General features: G+C 44.1%; 13 protein-coding genes and 1 pseudogene. 5 read left to right on the top strand and 9 right to left on the bottom strand.

Translation table 11 applies throughout. From position 1 onward, the window contains the following. The first annotated feature begins 347 nt into the window (after window positions 1-347). Genes OSCIL6407_RS0107590 through OSCIL6407_RS0107580 form a run of 3 tightly spaced genes read left to right on the top strand, consistent with a single transcriptional unit; the run spans window position 348 to window position 3,247 of the window. Window positions 348-2,183 (top strand): AAA family ATPase, encoded by a 1,836-nt coding sequence (locus tag OSCIL6407_RS0107590; RefSeq protein ID WP_007355103.1) that lies wholly within the window; start codon window positions 348-350, stop codon window positions 2,181-2,183. Between the two features lie 59 nt (window positions 2,184-2,242). Beyond that, complete coding sequence (gvpF, locus tag OSCIL6407_RS0107585) at window positions 2,243-2,977, top strand: gas vesicle protein GvpF (protein WP_007355102.1); 735 nt, start codon at window positions 2,243-2,245, stop codon at window positions 2,975-2,977. Window positions 2,978-2,992: 15 nt separating this feature from the next. Beyond that, complete coding sequence (locus OSCIL6407_RS0107580; protein ID WP_019487077.1) at window positions 2,993-3,247, top strand: gas vesicle protein GvpG; 255 nt, start codon at window positions 2,993-2,995, stop codon at window positions 3,245-3,247. A 162-nt stretch (window positions 3,248-3,409) separates the two neighbouring features. On the opposite strand, the gene OSCIL6407_RS0107575 is transcribed toward OSCIL6407_RS0107580, so the two are convergent. Then, window positions 3,410-3,724: a hypothetical protein gene (locus OSCIL6407_RS0107575; protein ID WP_007355100.1), complete on the bottom strand. Its 315-nt coding sequence runs from the start codon at window positions 3,722-3,724 to the stop codon at window positions 3,410-3,412. Between the two features lie 166 nt (window positions 3,725-3,890). Between OSCIL6407_RS0107575 and OSCIL6407_RS0107570 the strand changes: the two genes are divergently transcribed. Further along, entirely contained in the window at window positions 3,891-4,580 is a 690-nt protein-coding gene (locus tag OSCIL6407_RS0107570) for a GvpL/GvpF family gas vesicle protein (RefSeq protein ID WP_007355099.1), read from the top strand. A 127-nt stretch (window positions 4,581-4,707) separates the two neighbouring features. Here the strand turns inward: OSCIL6407_RS0107570 and OSCIL6407_RS36970 are convergent. Further along, window positions 4,708-4,806: pseudogene (locus OSCIL6407_RS36970) on the bottom strand (RNA-guided endonuclease InsQ/TnpB family protein); the annotation flags it as partial. Between the two features lie 775 nt (window positions 4,807-5,581). On the opposite strand from OSCIL6407_RS36970, the gene OSCIL6407_RS0107565 reads away from it, so the two are divergent. Beyond that, entirely contained in the window at window positions 5,582-11,053 is a 5,472-nt protein-coding gene (locus OSCIL6407_RS0107565; protein WP_007355097.1) for a response regulator, read from the top strand. A 121-nt stretch (window positions 11,054-11,174) separates the two neighbouring features. On the opposite strand, the gene OSCIL6407_RS0107560 is transcribed toward OSCIL6407_RS0107565, so the two are convergent. The 7 genes from OSCIL6407_RS0107560 to OSCIL6407_RS0107530 form a co-directional block, all read right to left on the bottom strand. Further along, window positions 11,175-11,882 (bottom strand): ABC transporter ATP-binding protein, encoded by a 708-nt coding sequence (locus OSCIL6407_RS0107560; RefSeq protein ID WP_007355096.1) that lies wholly within the window; start codon window positions 11,880-11,882, stop codon window positions 11,175-11,177. A 111-nt stretch (window positions 11,883-11,993) separates the two neighbouring features. Then, window positions 11,994-12,770 carry an ABC transporter ATP-binding protein gene (locus OSCIL6407_RS0107555; RefSeq protein WP_007355095.1) on the bottom strand — a complete coding sequence of 259 codons (777 nt, stop codon included), beginning with the start codon at window positions 12,768-12,770 and terminating at the stop codon, window positions 11,994-11,996. Next, window positions 12,770-14,335 (bottom strand): branched-chain amino acid ABC transporter permease, encoded by a 1,566-nt coding sequence (locus OSCIL6407_RS0107550; RefSeq protein WP_007355094.1) that lies wholly within the window; start codon window positions 14,333-14,335, stop codon window positions 12,770-12,772. The genes OSCIL6407_RS0107555 and OSCIL6407_RS0107550 overlap by 1 nt, the downstream gene beginning before the upstream one ends. A gap of 155 nt (window positions 14,336-14,490) precedes the next feature. Continuing rightward, window positions 14,491-15,567 carry a branched-chain amino acid ABC transporter permease gene (locus tag OSCIL6407_RS0107545; protein ID WP_007355093.1) on the bottom strand — a complete coding sequence of 359 codons (1,077 nt, stop codon included), beginning with the start codon at window positions 15,565-15,567 and terminating at the stop codon, window positions 14,491-14,493. Between the two features lie 321 nt (window positions 15,568-15,888). Further along, window positions 15,889-17,289, bottom strand: a complete 1,401-nt coding sequence (locus tag OSCIL6407_RS0107540; RefSeq protein ID WP_234708731.1) for a branched-chain amino acid ABC transporter substrate-binding protein — start codon at window positions 17,287-17,289, stop codon at window positions 15,889-15,891. Between the two features lie 407 nt (window positions 17,290-17,696). Continuing rightward, entirely contained in the window at window positions 17,697-19,124 is a 1,428-nt protein-coding gene (locus OSCIL6407_RS0107535) for an NAD(P)/FAD-dependent oxidoreductase (protein WP_007354777.1), read from the bottom strand. A 155-nt stretch (window positions 19,125-19,279) separates the two neighbouring features. After that, the gene (locus OSCIL6407_RS0107530; RefSeq protein ID WP_007354776.1) at window positions 19,280-20,308 is read right to left on the bottom strand and encodes a glycosyltransferase; all 1,029 of its coding nucleotides are present in this window, start codon (window positions 20,306-20,308) and stop codon (window positions 19,280-19,282) included. Window positions 20,309-20,355: the final 47 nt, after the last annotated feature.

Here is a 20,355-nt window from a genome sequence, read left to right as displayed (position 1 = left end):
AAAGACAATCTGAAATTTTGTCTTTCTCTTCCGGGCAAATTTTTTGGTAGCATCCCGATTTTTGATACAGACCAAATCTGACTTCTCCCCCCTACCCTCCTCCCCTCATAGGGGAGGGGGGAATTACTTTTTTTCTTTGTCCCCCTATTCACCTTGTAGGGGAAGAGGAAATGGCTGGTCTTTCTTTCTCCCCCTTCCCTTGTAGGCAAGAGAGGGCTGGGGGGTTAGGTCTTTTATAAGTCCTATAAAATTGCCTAAAAAATTATTTAGATACATTGCGATCGCCACAAAATCCTAACGAACTCTGACATAAATGTTAGTATGAAACTACGCTAGCTGAGGATGCCATGAACGATTTATTCAAAGGTTTCGATCAGTTGCTAGAACTAGCAAAAACCCTGGAAGAAAAAATACAAAGCGGAGAACTCAAAGCGGACGTACAAGTTAATACCCGTCCCCTAAGTAGCGTTCCTCGCCAAGGGAACATCCCCCGTTCTGGAACTCCCAAAACGGATATCGGTACTACTCGCATCCGTACTCAACCTACCTCTACTGAAACCACCGGGCCAGAACCAAGCGTTACCCCACCGACACAAATCCCTTCTCTTCAAGATGTAGGCGGACTCGGCCAAGTTCTTAAAGAACTTAAAGAATTAGTGGCGATTCCCCTCAAACGACCAGAATTACTGGAAAAACTGGGCTTAGAACCGACAAAAGGTGTCCTATTAGTGGGGCCACCAGGAACAGGAAAAACCCTCACTGCCCGTGCTCTCGCTGATGAATTAGGTGTTAATTATATTGCCCTTGCAGGCCCGGAAGTAATGAGTAAATATTACGGCGAAGCTGAGCAAAAATTGCGGGCAATATTTGAAAAAGCAGCGAAAAATGCCCCTTGTTTAGTATTTATTGATGAAATTGATAGCCTCGCGCCCGATCGCAGTAAAGTTGAAGGTGAAGTAGAAAAGCGCCTCGTTGCTCAACTGTTAAGTTTAATGGATGGTTTTGCTCAAACAAAAGGCGTGATTCTGCTAGCAGCTACTAATCGTCCCGACCATCTCGACCCCGCTTTACGCCGTCCAGGTCGCTTCGATCGCGAAGTCCATTTTCCCGTACCAGACTGTCAGGGAAGATTGGAAATTTTGCAAATTCTGACGCGATCGCAACCCCTAGATGAGACAGTAAACTTAAGCGCGATCGCCGATTTAGCAGTAGGATTTGTAGGCGCAGACTTAAAAGCAGTCTGTCAAAAAGCTGCCTATAGCGCCTTACGTCGCCACATCCCCGAACTAGAAGCAGTAATTCCCGACACCATGAGTGTAACTCACTCCGACTTTTTGCAGGCCCTTAAAGAAATCAAACCCGCCGTATTGCGAAGCGTTGAAATAGAATCTCCGAATGTCCCTTGGGAAGAAATTGGCGGACTAGAAAGCATCAAACAAACTCTGCGGGAATCAGTGGAAGGGGCACTCTTACATCCAGAACTTTACCGCCAAACCAAAGCGATCGCACCGCGAGGAATTTTACTCTGGGGGCCACCAGGAACCGGCAAAACCTTACTCGCAAAAGCAGTCGCCTCCCAAGCTAGGGCAAATTTTATCTGCGTCAACGGGCCAGAATTACTCAGTCGTTGGGTAGGCGCATCGGAACAAGCCGTGCGAGAATTATTTACCAAAGCCCGTCAAGCCTCCCCCTGCGTCGTATTTATCGATGAAATTGACAGTTTAGCCCCCGCGCGGGGTCGTCATAGTGGGGATTCCGGCGTAAGCGATCGCGTAGTGGGACAATTATTAACAGAATTAGATGGTCTGCATAATAGCGCCAATGTTCTGCTAATTGGCGCTACTAACCGCCCGGAAATTATCGACCCCGCCTTGCTTAGATCCGGTCGTTTAGATTTACAATTAAAGGTAGACTTACCAAATCTAGAAAACCGTTTAGCAATTTTAGAAATACACAATCAAGACAGACCTTTAGAGCGAGTAGATTTGGGATATTGGGCAACTTTAACAGAAGGTTGGAACGGTGCAGATTTAGCACTTTTTAGCAATCAAGCCGCAGTTGAAGCCATCCGCTGCTACCGCGCCCAAAGTTTACCAGATGCGAGTGCTATTCAAATTACCACGACTCATTTTAGCACAGCTTATGAGCGGCTAGCAGAACAGCGGCAAAGTGTTAACCGTTAACTGTTAACCGTTAACCGTTAACTGTTAATTAAATATAGCTACTTATTTTGGCAAACTTTATGGATTGTGGCTTCTACCTTTACGGAATTTTTCCTACTCCTGGCCCTTGCAATTTAAACTTAAAAGGACTCGACCAAAAACCAGTTCATAGCAAAAATTTGGACGGTTTTACCTTCTTGTATTCCCAAGCTACCCAAGAAAAATACCTAGCTTCGCGCCGCCACTTGCTGAGTCACGAAAAAGTTTTAGAAGAAGCAATGTCAGCAGGTTTCCGCACACTTTTACCTCTGCGTTTTGGGATGGTAATCAAAACTTGGGAGGCGGTAACAGAACAACTAACTAACCCTTATCAAACTCAACTCAAAGAATTATTTGAAAAATTAACAGGATTGCAAGAAGTTAGTGTTAAAGTATTTTGGGAGACAACCGTTGAATTGCAAGCATTGATGGAATCAAATCCAAGCTTAAAAGAAAAACGGGATTCCTTGGAAGGTCAAGCGCTAAGTATGGATCAAATCATCCAAATTGGTCAAATGATTGAGGCTGCTTTAGAACATCGGAAAGAAACAGTAGTTCAGGCTTTTCGGAATGAGTTAAATTATTTAGCTGTGGAAGTAATAGAAAGTGCTATGCTCAGAGAAGGGATGATTTATAATGCAGCTTTTTTGATTCCTTGGGAAAGCGAACCTAAGTTTGGGGAAACCGTCGAAGAAATAGACCTAAAATTTGGAGAGAGATTGAGAATTCGCTATAACAATTTTACTGCACCTTATACCTTTGCTCAACTTAGTTAAATTGGAGAAAAACTTATGCTTTTTGATTTATTGACTCTTCCCGTATTAGGCCCAATTAGTGGCATAATGTGGATTGGCGAACAAATTCAAGAACGGGTTGATTCTGAACTTAATGAGACTGAAAACTTGGGCAAGCAATTATTAGCTTTACAGCTAGCTTTTGATTTAGGGGAAGTTTCCGAAGAAGACTTTGAAGAACAGGAGGAAGCACTGTTAATCAAAATACAGGAAATGGAAGATATGGCGAATGAGGAAGAGGATAATGGGTAATTGGTAATGGGTAATTGCTCATTCAGGATTTATGCGCTATGACCAGAGAAACCGGGTTTTTAGGGAATCTGTGGGCTGGAACGAAGTATTTTGGTAAAAAACCCGGTTTCTGGGCCACCTTGGTAAGTCCTACAACTAACAACTAACAACTAACCACTAATATTAATATTCCAAGTAAAAAGTATCTAATTTTTTTGAATCAGCAATGGTGTTAGGAGTCGCTGACTGAGGTACATCAGGAACGCCGAGGCGCAATTCTATAGTTTTTTTTTCGACTTCAACAACCTCGTTATTAACAATAATTAAGCGTTCTTGTAACTGTTGCTTTCGCTGTTCCAAAACCCTCAATTCTTGTTGAATCCGCTGCTTTTCCATCGCCAACTTGTAAAGCTCTAGCTGCATTGAAGCCTCCGTCTTCGGTCGAGGCATCGTGCTAATTTTGGGTCGGATAGTACCGCGTGCGCGAAGAAAAGACATAAACAACTCCTATTATATTTCTAATAGTAGGGCGTGTCCTGATGCGATGCTATTCTAATCGAATTAAATGATAGCAGCGCCCACCTTACCAGAATTTGTCTGCTAAATCACTAGACACAGATTGCCGCAGGTGTTAAAATTATATCATAACTATTAATATAAACTTGTGGAGTCCCATCAGTATAACCTTCACACTTACGCTCTACTCAAAACACCTCTCACGCCCCTGGACTTACCTAGTGGAATTGCCGGTGAAGTTCAGATTTTTAGTAGCGATAGCCTATCCGCACTTGTAGAGCCAGAAATATCTGTAGTCTCCTTTGAAGATGACAGCGATCGCTTAATGCAGGCAGTTTTAGCCCACGATCGGGTCATCTGTCAAGTATTTCGTCAAACGTCTGTTTTACCCCTACGCTTTGGGACTTACTTTGCCTCTACAGAAAGCTTGCAGATACATTTAAAATCTCATAGTCAACAATACCTAGAAAAGTTAGAACAACTTGAGGGAAAAGGCGAATATAGCTTAAAATTTACCCCCCTTTTGCCGCCAGAGGAACCATTACCTTTGGAAACAGGAGGAAGGCAGTATTTTCTGGCTAAAAAGCAGCGATATCAACAAATCCAAGATTTTAATGAAGTCCAAGCAGCAGAGTGGCAAAAAGCTTGTACGCTGGCTAGCGAAACTTATCCATCTGCAACAGTGGAACCAACAGCAGATGGGGAAGGGCGGATTTATGTTTTAGTCAACTTTCAAGACGAATATTTACTGTTAGAAAGATATCAGACTTTGCAAGAAACTTGCCCCCACTGGGAGATACAACTAGGAGAGGCTTTACCTCCTTATCACTTTTTGTGAACAAAAAAAAGCTAATTATTAACAAGTCTTAAAAATTGAATTTACCCTTGATATACGTCATCAAAGACTTATTCAGCTTGCAGCCAGGTGCAACCAATGCCGTTAAAAGAACGAGTCTTTGATTTAGGAATTGGCAATAGAAGCCATCGGCTCTTTTGACAACCCTGACTCTTTTGATTTGCTTCGGCTGATAAAAGTTTAAGTCACGAGTTCCCAGTAACTTGAATATAAAGAATATGGCAATGCGGCTCTCATCCGCATTTACTCATCCCGACCCCTGAAGGGGTGGGTTTTCGTGGCGAAAAGTCTGTAAGTTTCATGAAGGGGCAAATCAAGCTTCACATCGACCAATTGGATCTGGCCGGCTGGCAGTATTTTGTTAATGTGGGAGTATATGAGTAAAACTCGGCTTAGCCTGAGACTGCCAGTGGCAAGTCTATGAGCTGCTAGTCCGTTCGCTACTCAGTGACAACAGTATCCTGGGGTCTCTGCTACTGGGAAATTAGCGGTTTGCAGATGCCTAAGATCGGAACTGTATGAGATATCTAGGGTGCATTGGTGTGTTTGGGGGAGTTAGAAAACTGGTACTTTGCGCCGCGATCGCGAGTGCTTAGTTGCTTCTGCGGTCAGATGCTACCTTTTTCCTTTCTCCTTGGGTTGTGCTAGGGTTAGCCGCGTTCTTAGAGCTGCTGGGAAATGCCAGTAGTGTTTTTAGGGGTTTGTGTTTTGGCAAATCCCTTAAGGTAACAATATATTTGCATTAGGCTGGTTGCGCTCGCGCCTCCAAGCATACTAGCAAGAGGCAAGCTCCGTTACAAATCCAAATGGAACTGTGCTTAAGCAACCTGTCCGGTGTGAGGATGTGGTGCGGAATTAACTCTGGATGCCAATATTTTGGAGGTAGGAGCGGGTAGTGTCGCGTCAACCGTGCCTTCTGAACCTATTAGCCAACCCGCTAGCCACAGTCAGGTTTTCCAGCAAATTTCACTCTTAGCCCCCTGATGTTTATCCCCTCTGTTAGTGTGGCCATCAATCGCAATCCTCTCACGGCGACTCCTCAAACGTCCGTGGAAGATGCGATCGTGCAGATGAGTAGCGCTGGTGCTAGCTATGTACTGGTAGTAGAACAACATTTAGGTACAGGAGTCTCGACAGGGGAACACAGCAAGAAAGCAGAGGCAAATGGCAGGGGAGCAGCATCGTTTTTGGCTCCTACGGTCGCCCCTGCAACTATTCTGGGTATCTTGACAGAGCGAGATATTATACAGCTCAACTCGATTGGCGCAAGTTTAAGGGGATTTCCGCTCTCGCAAATCATGATTAGGTCTGTGATCTCAGCAAGAGAATCCCAAGTTCCTGACATTTTCACCCTATTCGCCCTGCTTCGCAAACACCAAATCGGACACTTACCAATCGTCAGCGACTCTGAGGAGCTCGTGGGTATGATTACTCCTCAAAGTTTCTTGGAAACAGGATTCGGGATGGGGGACTGGGGATGGGAGAGAGGGGAAGAGACGGGAGGTAGGGAAGGTAGGGGAGGTAGGGTAGCTAAATCCCCCCCATCTTCCCTATCTTCCCCATCCTCCCCATCTTCCCCATCCCCACCCCTCATACTCCCCGCTAATTTAATCAAAGTCGGTCAAATCCCGCAGATTCACCAATCGAGAATCATTCACGCACCGGCTAATTCTTCTGTGCGTTATCTGGCGCAATTGATGTTTAAACATAACGCTAGCTATGTACTGATTACGGAAGGGGGAAACGGTCAAGAACTAGAAATTAATGGCTCTAGCGGTGTTGAGGGCCATAAAAAATATACGGGTAAGCTGATTGGGGCTGTTAGTTCTCGCGATATTTTACAGTTGCAGGCTTTGGGGCTTGACTTGAGCAAGACTAGGGCGATTACAGTATGTAGCAACTCGCCGTCGCCGATCAGATCGCGGGATACCCTGGAATCGGCTCTGGCTATGCTGCATAAAACTTATGACCAACTACCTTTGGTGATGGTTAACGATACGGGGCATCCTACGGGTATTGTGAATCCTAGAACTATTCTTCTGCAAGCTCTGGATTCGCGATCGCTACATTCTGGCTTAGTAGGGTTGCAACGCCAAATCGAGCAGTCTAGTTCTCAACTGCACAAAGCTGAGATTGAGGTCAACCGCCTTAAAGCCGATCGCCAACAAATAGAGGAGGCTTTTAAAGATAGCTCAGAACGGGCAAATCTGGCGATTCGAGCTAATAGCGATGGGATTTGGGATTGGAATATCCAAACTGGGGAAGTTTTTTACTCAGTGCGTTGGAAGGAGATGTTAGGCTGCGATCGCCACGAAATTTCTAACACCATTGAGGAATGGTTCAATCGCGTCCACCCAGATGATATTAATGACTTAAGGGCGGCTTTAGAAGACCATTTAGGCAAGAAGACTATTAACTTCGTTAATGAGTCTCGGATGCTCTCCAAAGACGGGAGTATTGTCTGGGTACTCGCTCGCGGTCAAGCACTGCGAAATATTGCTGGTGAACCCGTGCGAATGGTAGGCACTAATACGGATATCACCCTCAGTAAGCAGTTAGAGATCGATCTGCGGACAAATGAGGCACAGTATGCAAAAGTGCTCTCAGGCCTTAAGGAAACAGCGATTTTCCAGATCGATACGGCAGGTGTTTGGACTTTTCTGAATCCAGCTTGGGTCGCGATTACAGGTTTTTCTGTTTCTGAGTGTTTGGGAACTAATTTTTTAGATTGGATTCATCCCGAAAACCAAACTGAATGTGCAAATTTATTTCAGTCTTTAATTACACTTCGCTCGGAATTTTATCGGCGGGAGCTCTCTGTTAAAAAGTTGGAAGTCGTGGATGCAGAATTAAAAATTCTTGCTCCTCAATCCCCGATCGAGCCTAACTTTATTACGGTAGAAATGTTTGCTCAGGTAATGCTAGATTCCGAAGGCGCAGTTACGGGAGTTTTTGGGACGCTGCGCGATATTTCCCATCAGCTTCAAGCGGTGGAGGATTTGCGGGAAAGCGAGGAGGCAATTCGATCGCTTTATGAGGTGACTTTAGGGACAAATGGCAATTTTGAGGAGCGAATTTCTCGGCTGCTGGCAATGGGGTGCGAGCGTTTTAGGATGGATATTGGACTTTTGGGGCGAGTGGCGGGCGATCGCTATGAGGTGATTGCTGCTTATTTACCAGAAGATTTCCCCTTCGGATTTGCCAAAGGAGATGGTTTTGCTTTGGGGAGAACTTTTGAGCGCGAGGTAGTGCGATCGCTCGAACCCATTTCTATAGAATCGGCTGGGACTTCTCAGTGGCGACACCATCCCGCCTATACAGTCCGCCGCTTAGAAGCTTTTATCGGTGCTCGCGTGATGGTGCAGGGTCGAGTTTACGGTACTCTTAGTTTTACCTCTCCCGCTGGTAGGTCGCCTTTCAAGCCGGTAGAATTAGAAATTCTCAAGTTAATGGCGATTTATATTGGTACTGAAATTTCACGGGAAGAACGGGAACAAACTTTACAGCGCCAATATCAGCGGGTTTTGTTATTAAAGCAAATCACTCAAAAAGTTCGTTCCAAGTTAGATACTCTAGAGATTTTTCAAACTACTGCTACCCAAATTGGTCGGGTGTTTGGAGTTAATCGCTGTACAATTCACAGCTATATTATTGAACCTTATCCCCATCTCCCTTGCGTAGCTGAATATTTAGAACCGGGCTATGAATCTACTTTAGATTTAGAGCTTTCTGTCACTTATAATCCTTATACGGAACAGTTACTTGCTGAAGATGCAGCTTTAGCTTCTCCCGATGTTTTTGCCGATCCCCTATTAGAATCTTCGGCTCCTATGTGCCGCAGAATTGGATTGAAATCTATGCTTTCGGTTCGCACTTCTTATCAGGGTGAACCGAATGGCATTATTACTTTACAACAGTGCGATGTAACTCGCCAGTGGACAACTGATGAAATTGAACTATTAGAAGATGTCGCCGCTCAAGTAGGAATTACTCTTGCTCAGGCACACCTTTTAGAAACGGAAGTTAAAAGGCAGGAACAATTAGCAGAGCAAAACGAAGCTTTAGAGCAAGCACGGCAAGCAGCAGAAGTTGCTAACCGAGCTAAGAGTGAATTTTTAGCTACTATGAGTCACGAAATTCGCACTCCTATGAATGCGGTAATCGGGATGACTGGTTTACTTTTAGATATGGATTTAACTCCTGAGCAAAGAGATTTTGTGGAGACAATCCGTACTAGCGGTGATGCTTTGTTGACCATTATTAATGATATTCTTGACTTTTCCAAGATTGAATCTGGAAAAATGGATTTAGAGCAGCATCCCTTTGAACTGAGGACTTGTATTGAAGAATCTCTAGATTTGCTCGCTCCTAAAGCTTCGGAAAAAGGTTTAGAATTGGCTTATTTAATTGATTCTTCAGTTCCATCTAAGGTATTAGGAGATGTCACCAGACTGCGCCAAATTTTGGTAAATCTGCTCGGCAATGCCGTGAAATTTACAGAAGCGGGAGAAATTGTGGTATCAGTTACGGCGCGGAAGATTTCCGAACGGCATGGGGAAGAGTTATATAAATTACCACTATCTAATTACCAAGTACCTGTACCTTACGAAATTCAAATTGCTGTTAAGGATACGGGAATTGGGATTCCTCCCGATCGAATGGATCGCTTGTTTAAGGCTTTTTCTCAAGTCGATGCTTCGACGACGCGGCAATATGGAGGGACGGGTTTAGGTTTAGCTATTAGCCAGCGTTTGAGCGAGATGATGGGCGGTAAAATGTGGGTAGTGAGCAAGGCTGCACCTGTAGCTGGAAATTCTCATTCTCCCCCAATTGGAACCCGACAAAGTATGGCTGGAAGTCCTCCAGAACATTTTGTTGATACACAAATATTGGAGTCTGGTTCTATTTTTTATTTTACAGTTATTGCCCAAGCTGTTGAGTCTCGCTCTGTGGAGGAACCGCCAGAATTTATTAAGGGCAAGCGCTTGTTAATTGTGGAAAATCATGATACTAATCGACAAGTTTTAATTAAGCTATCTCAGTATTGGGGAATGATCCCGATTGCTGCTGCAACAGGAGCAGAAGCTATGCAATTGCTCCAACACAATCCGATGGTTGATTTAGCGATTTTAGCGATGAATTTGGCAGATATGGATGGCATAGCTCTAGCAAATAAGATTCGGAATTTTGAGCTAGGTTATTCGCACTTAGTCAATGGCTCGGAGCCAGCGAGAACTGAGCCAGAGCGACGGTTGCCGATGGTGATGTTTACTTATTTAGGTAAGGCAGAAGTATGGAAAAAACTTGAAAATGCAGAAATTAATTTTGCAGGCTTTTTAACTAAGCCGCTAAAACAATCTCAATTTTATAATGTATTGCTGCAAATTTTTGGGGATGGAGGAGTTAAAAATAAAAAGCCGGAAAATGTAGATGTTAGTAGCGTGAATTTAGGATTGAAACAGTCGCCTCATGTGAAGGAACAATATCCTGTCAATCCAACGAATGAAACTTTACCAGCCACTAGCAATGCGGTCAGAGCAAATATTTCTTCTAGTGAGAATGGTCGCAATGGTAATCAGCTCAGGATTTTGTTGGCAGAGGATAATTTAGTGAATCAGAAAGTAGCTACGCACTTGTTAGAAAGAATTGGATATCGAGCAGATATTGCGGGTAATGGATTGGAGGCTTTAGAGGCTTTAAGGAAGCAATTTTATGATGTGGTGTTGATGGACGTGCAGATGCCTCAGATGGATGGGTTAGAAGCAACGCGCCGTATTTGTCAGGAATGGCCGGAACAGTTAAGACCTCGGATTATTGCGATGACTGCTAATGCGATGCAAGGCGATCGCGAAAAGTGTCTGGCTGCGGGTATGAATGATTATATTACCAAGCCTGTCCGCCGCGAAGAATTGGCTAATGCTTTAAGTAAATGTAAGCCTATTTTGAGGGAGGGAGCCGATCTTTTGGGGTTGCAGCATTCAGGGCTTTTAGCTAAATCTGATAATGGGGTTATCCCTTCATCTTTCTCTCTTTCTCCTGAGAAAAATCCACCTATTGATGCTCAAATCTTGCAAAGTCTCCGCGAACTTGACGATGATGATGATGATGAACCGGATTTTTTGGTGGATTTAATTAATATTTTCCTTGGGGATGCGCCTCGATATTTGGATAGTATTAAGGTGGCGATCGCGGCTGGTGATGCTGGTAATCTCAAGGTAGCAGCTCATACGCTGAAGTCAAGTAGTGCTAATTTGGGAGCTATGGTTTTGTCGGAATTATGCAAGGATTTGGAATATATGGCTCGTGCTGTTAGTGAAGTAGGAGAAGACCAGATTTTAGATTTAGGAATAGCTCACGATCGGTTGTTAAAGGTTGAGGCTGAGTGGCAAAGAGTACGGATGGCTCTTGAGGAGGAAATTAAGTCGTTTCCGGTAAAATCGGAATCGTTTAATTAGTTGGTAGCTGAGTTTGCAAAGGAGGATTTACGACATAATTGTTTGTAACGCCGCCCTCTGGGCGGTAAACAAACCGCCCAGAGGGCGGCGTTAGGGATAGTTTTGCGTAAGTTCTAACAAATTAACTCTCGCCTAAATAAGCCTTACGAACTGTCTCATTAGACTGCAAATCTTTAGCCGTACCCTCAACTACAACTTGACCAGTTTGAATTACATATCCCCGATGAGCAACAGTTAAAGCCATCCGAGCATTTTGCTCTACCAGTAAAATCGTCGTTCCTTGGGAATTAATATCACGAATAATCGCAAAGATTTGGCTCACCAACATCGGAGCTAAACCCATACTTGGTTCATCTAATAATAACAACCGAGGACGCGACATCATCGCCCGTCCAATTGCTAACATTTGCTGTTCGCCACCGCTCAGCGTCCCTCCTTTTTGACTAATTCGCTCTCTTAATCGGGGAAATAAATTTAACACTAATTCTGTATCAGATTTAATCCCAAGACTATCATTACGGAGATAAGCCCCCATTTCTAAATTTTCTTGTACCGTCATCCGAGGAAAAATCAGTCGGCCCTCTGGACTTTGAGAAATTCCCAAGCGAACAATCGCCTCTGTAGACATTGAATTTATGGGTTTTCCTTCAAATAAGATATTACCTTGGCGAGGGCGAATCAGACCTTGAATTGTGCGAAGAGTGGTAGTTTTTCCCGCACCATTACTACCAATTAAAGTGACAACTTCTCCCCGCTCAACTTTTAGTGAAACTCCTTTGAGAGCATGGATATTACCGTAGTAAGTATGAATTTCTTTAATTTCAAGCATATTTCTTAGGGGCTAGGGACTAGGGGCTAGAGGCTAGGGAAGAAGGAAGAGGGAAGAGGGAGATAGGGAGAAATTTTCCCCAATTAGCGATTAGCAATTAGCAATTAGCAATTAGCCATTATCTTCTTCTTTTCCTAGATATGCTTCAATCACGCGGGGATCGGCTCGAACTTCCGCAGGCGTTCCCTCAGCAATTTTAATACCATATTCCATAACGCTAACGCGATCGCTAATTCCCATTACCACTTTCATATCATGTTCAATTAACAGGATTGTCAAATCTAATTCATCGCGAATCCTATAAATAAACCGCGTTAAATCAGCCGTTTCATTGGGATTCATCCCCGCCGTCGGCTCATCTAATAGCAACACTTTAGGATCGGAAGCTAAGGCTCTAGCAATCTCTAATCTCCGCTGATCCCCATAAGACAAATTTTTTGCCCTTTCTGGAGATTTAGAAGTGCCTAAACCCACAAAATCAATTAGAGAAAGTGCTTTTTCCCTAGCTTGTAATTCTTCTCGCTCTACTGCGGGAGTACGGAGTATTGCTCCTAACAATCCAGTTTTTAGTCTGCTATGTCTGCCTACTAAAACATTTTCTAATACCGTCATGTTACCAAATAAACGGATATTCTGAAATGTCCTAGCAATTCCCAAACTTGTAAGTTTGTCAGGGGGCGAACCAGTAATGTCTTGATTTTCTATCCGCAACTGACCAGAAGTAGGGACATAGATACCCGTAAGCATATTGAAAAATGTAGTTTTCCCGGCTCCGTTAGGGCCGATCAAACTAGCGATCGTGCCTTTTTCCAAAGTAAAATTAACCTGGTTAACCGCAGTTAATCCTCCAAATCGCATTGTCAGTTGATGTGCTTCCAATAGTGGCATTATTGACTCCTCGCATCGGCTAAAGATTCATTACTCGCCTCATTATCTGAGTGCAATTCCGCTTGATGTACTTTATCAGGAATCAGTCCTTCTGGGCGTACAATCATCATTACCACTAGAGTTAGACCAAACAGAAATAAGCGCAATTGTATCGGGTCTAAACTGGTTGCTAGAAAGTCTCGCAATTCTGGACTGGTAATGTTAGGTAATACGGAGGTATTGAGAAAACCTTTGAGAATTTGTGCGAGTTGTGGTAGATAAAGTCTGTCCGCAGACATAATAATAATACTCCCCAAAATCACCCCACTCATATTTCCTAATCCCCCTAAAATTACCATACATAAAATGATTACAGAAACCGAGAAATCAAACACGCTAGGGAAAATAGCGCTGATATAAGCGGCGTAAAATGCACCTGCAAATCCCGAAAAAGTAGCGCCCATTGCAAAGGCTGATAGCTTAGTTTTGACGAGGTTAATTCCCATCGCACTAGCGGCGAGTTCGTCTTCGCGCATAGCGGCCCAAGCCCTTCCCAGACGGGAATCTCGTAGCCGTGAAATCATAAAGTAGGAGAAGACAACTAGACATAAAATTAAGTAGTACCAAGGGTAATAGTTGCCCGCACTAAATGTACCGACTATGGGCAGAAATGGGCGACCAATAGGGTTAATTCCGGCTTCGCCGCCTGTGAGGTTAAGGGGTTGTTCGCAGCCCAAAAAACAAATGGCTATTTCTGGATGACCAAAGATGGAACCTAATAGTTTAGATATGGGTTCTTCTATCCGCACTGAAGTTAAATTTCTAAATACAACGGGTATAATTTCCCCAAATCCCAGGGTGACAATTGCCAGATAGTCACCTCTTAATCGCAATGTCGGAGTACCTAAAATTACGCCCGCGATCGCAGCCACTAAAGCCGCAATTGGTAGTACCACCCAGAAGTTCCAATATAAGTTAAGTTGCGGAGAAGAAAGTAAGCCAGTAGTATAAGCGCCGATCGCGAAAAAAGCTGCATATCCCAAGTCAAGCAAGCCGGCAAAACCTACAGGAATATTCAAGCCCAAGGCGAGGATAATAAAAATTTGAATCTGTACTACTGTAGCTATCCATTCGGTTTTTGCTGCTGCATCGACAAAGGGAAAGGAGATGAGGATGAAAGCCAGTGTAACTAGGGTAGCTAATCGTTTGCGATCGCCTGGTATTCCCTGTAGGGTTCCCATGATTCCGCCTGCAAGAGTGGCGAGCGCTAAACTGCAAGTACCGTAAAGTAATGTAGTCGCCAAGGGTACAGGAAATTGACCAGAACTCGGTCTGAGTATAACTCCTTCTATGACGCTGGCGATCGCTAGCCAAATTCCTAATGCTAATCCCGCCTCAATACCCAGTCTCGCGCCGATTTTTGGGCTATAAATCTTCTCGTTGCGACAGCGGATGAAACCCGCACCCGCACCCAGCAACCAACCGATCACTGAACCACTCCAACCACCAAAGATGAGAACGGTTAAGGCTGCGATCGCTCCCACAATACCACTTGACTTAATTGCTTTAATTATCTTTTTTTTCATAATTGTTAATTGTTAGTTGTTTCATTCTTTAGTCCGCGTAGGCGGACTTCGTTTGTGTAGCTGCGGTTTCAACCGCCGAATATATCGAGAAATAAATTTAAGCAATTACCAATTACCAATCACCAATTACCAATTACCAATTACCAATTACCAACTTACACCTTTTCCTGAACATTCTCTCCTAATAACCCTCCCGGCCTAAATGCCAAAATAATCACCAAAACCGCAAATACCCAAGCATTAGTCCAACGGCTAGACAAATATTGATCGCTAATAGACGATAATTCTCCAATCAAAACTCCCCCCAACATAGCCCCGACAATATTACCAATTCCACCCAAAACTGCTGCCGTAAAAGCCCTTAATCCCGCAGTAAAACCCATTGTAAAAACAATAGTATTATTGTACAATCCCACCAATAGCCCAGCAGCACCAGCCAATGCACCACCAATTAAAAAAGTCAGAGCAATAATCTGATCGACATTAATTCCCATAATTTTAGCCGCATCTCGGTTTTGAGCAGTAGCACGCATCGCCTTTCCCCAACGAGTGTACTTCACAAATAGGTGCAGCGAAACCATCAACACTGTGGCAACTACTAAAACAATCAAATCTTTGGTTGTAAATACAATACTGCTATCAATCCCCAAAGCTTTAAGAATATCAATTCTGGGCAACAAATCGGGAAAGCTTTTAGGGGCCGCAGAGTTTGTTCCCATCACAGGGAAAAAAGCCCTCAAACCTCCCCAAAATAATCCCATATTTTGGAAAATAAAAGAAACTCCAATTGCTGAAATTAACGGTGCTAAACGCGGTGCATTTCGCAATGGTCGATAGGCATAACGTTCAGTAATAATATTCATTCCAGCACAAAAACCCGTGCTAGCAATTAAAGCAACTAACATTGCCGGAATAGCAACTGCGAGAGGAGCTCCATCCTGAATACCCAAAGCACCCATCACCGTTAAAGCCGCAAAACCACCCAACATATACAAGTCGCCATGAGCAAAATTGATTAGCTCAATAATGCCATAAACCATCGTATAACCCAACGCAATAATCGCAAGTAGAGCACCATTGACAAGACCTACTAACAATTGTTGAATCAAAACTTGAGGGCTACGGACTATTTCTACAACAATCCGAGGCAAGTCAAATCCAGCAATCGGCCCTAACAGTAAAATTATGTAAGCTACACCTAGATACAGAAGGATAATCCGCCAATTTTTCATTATTTTTGCTAATTGCTAATGGCTAATTGCTAATGGCTAATTGCTAATGGCTAATTGCTAATGGCTAATTGCTCATCGCTAATGGTTATACGAATTGCTACCCCTTGATGCCTGTGATAGCTGGGGTGCTAATTGCTAATTAAGCGATATAGCAATCCTAAATCATTTGTGAACTTCTTACTCCCTCCCCTTAGCAAGGGGAGGGTTGGGGTGGGGTAAAAAATTTACGGTTCATTTAGGATTGCTATAGTTATTGGCTAGTGATTAGCACTTAACATCAAAACTACTAACCACTAATCACTAACCACTAACCACTAACAATTACTCATCTTTGAGTACGCTTACAAACTCCCACTTGCCATCTTTAACCACATTTCCCGACATCGTAGTAATGCTAGTGTCACCATTAGCGTCAAAACTCCAATTACCGAGTAACCCATTAAAGTCTTTAGTTGCCATCACTGCATCGCGGATAGCAGCCCGGTCATTTTTGCAGACTTGATTAATCGCATTCATAACCACTTTAGCGGACTCGTAGCTATAAGCAGCATAAGCTTCTGGTTCAGAATTGTATTTTTGCTTGTAACTTTCGTACCAAGTTTGTCCTGCACCAGTCAATTCTTTTGCTGGGACTCCTCCAAAAGTGGCATAAACTCCTTCAGCATCTTTACCAGCAGCATCAATTAATGCTTTCTCATAAGTACCGTCAGGCCCCATGAACTTGACTGTATCAGCAGTCATCCCAACGTTTCTCATGTCCTTAATCAACTGTCCGGCGTTATTCTGAGTAATGCCACCAAAGTAAATCAAATCTGGGCCCAAAGCCTTAATCTTAGTCATCAAAGCTTTATAATCAGCAGCTTGCCTGTCAATTCCTTCACGTCCGAGCACTTCTAAGCCAATTTCTTTGCTAGTTTTCTCGAAAATATCTCCCAAGCCTTTGCCATAAAGTTCTTGGTCATCGAGAATATAGACTTTTTGCACTCCTAAAGATTTAGCCCACTTAGCACCGACGCTTCCTTGGAGGTCATCAGCAGGTACTACACGAACGTAGTTGCGTTTGCCATTCGGGTAATAAACGTTAGGTTCCTGGGCTGTACCCTTCCCTGGTTTAGTCAAGCCGGGATAGGTATTAGCGGGACTAACCATTACTAAGTTAGCTTGGTTGAGAATGGGAATGGACAGCTTAGCTGCACCAGAGTTGAAGTGACCGATAACTGCGACCACACTACCGTCAGCAACGGCTTTGTTAGCATTTGCCGTCACCTGTGCGGGGTCCCATTTTCCTGTCGCTGCGGTAGCATCATCGAGTTGCTCAAATTGGACCTTCAGTTTACCCTCGCAAGCGGTTGAGTTTGCCTCGTCCACGACTTGCTTAATACCGTTGACCATCGTTTGAGTCTGACCCTGAGAACTGCCCGTCATGGGCAGCATGGAAACTATTTTGAGAGTATTAGGATCGGCGGGGCTACTGACTGCTACGGGAGTAGCGACGGGACTCTCCAAGGGGCTGGGGCTGGAAGTTGAGGCGGAAGGGGCTTGAGGACTCTGACAGCTAGCACAGAGTGAGGCTACACCTGCTGCCCAGATGAGTTTTTTCAGGGTGGGGGAAGGTAAGCCTAGAAGGGTTTTTGGGGTTGCGATCGCATTTGTGTCCCTAGACTTCCCTGAGTTGGGGGCTTGGTTCTTTTGTTGTTTGAGTTTTTCCATTTTTTGTTTCACAGACAACTTTTACTATAGGTTGTGGGGTTAATCGCCCTATTGCTGAAATAGTATCGCACACAAAGTTTCATTTCCTAAAGACGAAGGCTAAAGATATCAGGACTTTGGCACCCAACCACAGAAACCGGGTTTCGACTTTCGCTCAACCAACAGGTTTTTTGACGAAAATACTTCGCCCTTATCCACAGATTCTCTCAAAAACCCGGTTTCTGGGAATACCTGCGTAAGTCCTAATTTTATGCAATCTTAGGCAGTCGGACATATGCAAAACTATCCTTAACGCCGCCAACGGGCGCGGTTGTTTAGACCAGGCCCGTTGGCGGCGTTACATAGTGCGTAAGTCCCAGCAGTGAAACCCAAACTCAAGGTTGTAGCAAGACTTTCGAGAATTGGTGTTAGCAGGAACGCTAATTATTCTTCTTCTTCAACTTCTCTGACGTGAAATCTTCGTAATAAGAACGCTCAGTGTTGACATCCCACAAATCGTGATTATCCCCGAAAATATTTCTCACTGCCAAAATCCCAGTCAGCATGGAATGATCTTGATTGTTATATCTGTGCATTCCGTTGCGACCAATAGTTTGCAAGTTCTCAAATTTGGTAAGAAAACCTTGAATCACTTCCAAATGTTGGCGATACTCGCTATCATAAACGGGGTAAGCTTTTGGTTGACGAATCACGACTCCATCTTCGACATCACTAGCTTTGGCTAAATTCAAACACTCTAGCTCGCGAGCTGCCAATTCGATCAGATCCTTATCTGCCATGTTCCAGATTTCATCACCTTCGTCACAGAAATATTCCATTCCCAAACAAGTTTTGCTCAAGTCGGGAACCATCTCAGGACTCCAATTCTTGAAGTTTTGAATCCGCCCCACTTTCACATCGGGAGTGTGAATATATATCCAATTGTCAGGAAATAAATCGCGCTGATTTACAACCAGGGAGACAATCATGAAAGCACGATAGTTAAGGGATCGCGCTGCATGAATGACTTCTTCGGGGGGCTGAGGTTCCATGCGATTAAGCAGGGCCGATACGGGCATACTGGAAATAAAGTTATCGCCAGAGAATTCTAATATTTTTCCATCTTGCTCTGCGGCGATGCTCTTAATCCGATATCCATCTCGCTCAATCCGAATTACTCCTGTATTGAGTTCTACTTTCCCCCCTTTTTCCTCTACAAGTTCTGTAAACCGCTCCCACATCATCCCCGGCCCTAAGCGGGGATAATCAAATTCTTTAATCAATGTTTTAGTATCATTACTACCAAAAAGAGCATTAATTATAGCTGTTGTCAGCGACAGTCCTTTAATCCGCTGCGCTGCCCAGTCTGCTTGAATCTGATTGCAAGGAATCCCCCAAACTTTCTCAGTATAAGTCTTAAAAAATGTCTTATACAAACGTTCGCCAAAGCGATTAGTCACCCACTGCTCGAAAGTTTCTTCTTCAGGAAGTGGCTGCATTCTAATTTTAAAGTAGCTCAACAAAATCAATAGACTTTCGATAATGCCAAGGTTAGATAAAGTATTGAAGGCGCTGAGGGGATAGTTAAAAAATCTGCCTCCGTAGTAAATCCGCGATAGGCGGGGTACTTTAATAAAATCTTTTGCTAGTACCTCCATCCAGAGCTGCTGGACAGCTTCAACTTTAGTGTAAAATCGGTGGCCGCCGATATCAAAACGATAACCTTTGTAGGTTTCCGTGCGGGCGATTCCACCAACTTTATCACCTTTTTCTAGCACCAGAGGTGCTACGCCTTGTTTAACCAGTTCGTAAGCAGCGGTTAAACCTGCGGGGCCAGCGCCGGTGATGATGACAGGGTAATGCTCCAACTTAGAGTACCTCCAGGTTTACTTTTGTCTTCTAGGATTTCTAGAAAACGGCTCTGCTCAAAATTCCGGTAGATGCTATTCCCAAAACAACATCCTACAACAATTCGCGGATTTGGGCGGGGATTTATGAGTGCGATCGCACACCTCCATCATTATTACTGAGCCGATGCTGGAGAGCCAACCTTAAAAAGGCCCCCTTTCTGGGATAGATGTCTTACAGTGCCGATCGCAAAAGCCAGTCCACTGTAAAGATAATACAGCCAGTGCCAAGGAATAGTCTTGAGTGCAAACCAGAGCCCCTGTTTACGGGCAAAGAAGCGGTAAAGTGGCGCATTTAGCCAGAAAAGCAATAGAGCGAACACTATTGCTACTAGCAAAAACCCAACCCAAAGCCATGCTAGAGCCAAACATCCCACTAACCCATAAGCTAACATCGCGCTGATTCGGCTAGAAACTTGCAGGTTAAGGTCATTATTCAATCTGCGATCGCGCAAAATCAATTCAGTCCAAGGTAGTGCCCGGTAGAAAAAGTCAGCTTTCAGCAGAGAAACAGCTTCCCAGCGTTTTAAATGTTTTACTTGTAACGTCTTACACAATCGAATCCGATAACCCGCCGCCTTCAGTCGATACCCCAGCTCAATATCTTCAATCGAAGGCCGACGGTAAATCTCATTAAAGCCACCCACAGCCAAAAAAATCTCTCGGCGGATAGCCCCGCAAGCACCCCAAAATGTGGACGCTTCCTCGCAGCCAGTTTGGTGAACGTAGTGATGCAGCAAGTTTCGGTACTGAGATAAGAAATTAGGCGAACCAGGAGCATCATCATAAGAACCAATCATCGCAGCTAAGTACGGATTCCCCTGGAAAATCTTCATCACATAACCTATAGCCTCTGGACAGATAGCAACATCTGCATCTACAAAAAACAGAATATCTCCCTGAGCTGCCAGTGCCCCCAGATTCCGAGCCTGGGCCGGGCCACCAGATTCGGGAATTCTAATTACTTTTGCGCCGTATTCCCTGGCTAAACGCCAGGAACCATCCGTATCACCATCTGCCACTACAATAATTTCGGTAGCTCTTGGTAAGGCTTCCGCCAATTTGGACAGACAGGTGCGGAAGTATGCGCCCCCATTGTGAACTGGGATAATAACTGAGACGGTCAACTCATTGTGATCAAGCATTACCTAAACTGTTTAAATTAAATTGCCAAAATGTACTTGAGTTTTAC

This window comes from Kamptonema formosum PCC 6407 (genome assembly GCF_000332155.1).
Classification (GTDB): domain Bacteria; phylum Cyanobacteriota; class Cyanobacteriia; order Cyanobacteriales; family Microcoleaceae; genus Kamptonema; species Kamptonema formosum.
The sequence above is the reverse complement of the archived record's forward strand: the minus strand, read 5'-3'. Positions and strand labels throughout refer to the sequence as shown.

Coding starts and splice junctions, on each gene's coding strand:
- OSCIL6407_RS0107590 (WP_007355103.1), top strand. CDS start 348: ATGAACGATTTATTCAAAGGTTTCGATCAGTTGCTAGAACTAGCAAAA.
- OSCIL6407_RS0107580 (WP_019487077.1), top strand. CDS start 2,993: ATGCTTTTTGATTTATTGACTCTTCCCGTATTAGGCCCAATTAGTGGC.
- OSCIL6407_RS0107575 (WP_007355100.1), bottom strand. CDS start 3,724: ATGTCTTTTCTTCGCGCACGCGGTACTATCCGACCCAAAATTAGCACG.
- OSCIL6407_RS0107545 (WP_007355093.1), bottom strand. CDS start 15,567: ATGAAAAATTGGCGGATTATCCTTCTGTATCTAGGTGTAGCTTACATA.
- gvpF (WP_007355102.1), top strand. CDS start 2,243: ATGGATTGTGGCTTCTACCTTTACGGAATTTTTCCTACTCCTGGCCCT.
- OSCIL6407_RS0107565 (WP_007355097.1), top strand. CDS start 5,582: ATGTTTATCCCCTCTGTTAGTGTGGCCATCAATCGCAATCCTCTCACG.
- OSCIL6407_RS0107555 (WP_007355095.1), bottom strand. CDS start 12,770: ATGCCACTATTGGAAGCACATCAACTGACAATGCGATTTGGAGGATTA.
- OSCIL6407_RS0107550 (WP_007355094.1), bottom strand. CDS start 14,335: ATGAAAAAAAAGATAATTAAAGCAATTAAGTCAAGTGGTATTGTGGGA.
- OSCIL6407_RS0107560 (WP_007355096.1), bottom strand. CDS start 11,882: ATGCTTGAAATTAAAGAAATTCATACTTACTACGGTAATATCCATGCT.
- OSCIL6407_RS0107530 (WP_007354776.1), bottom strand. CDS start 20,308: ATGCTTGATCACAATGAGTTGACCGTCTCAGTTATTATCCCAGTTCAC.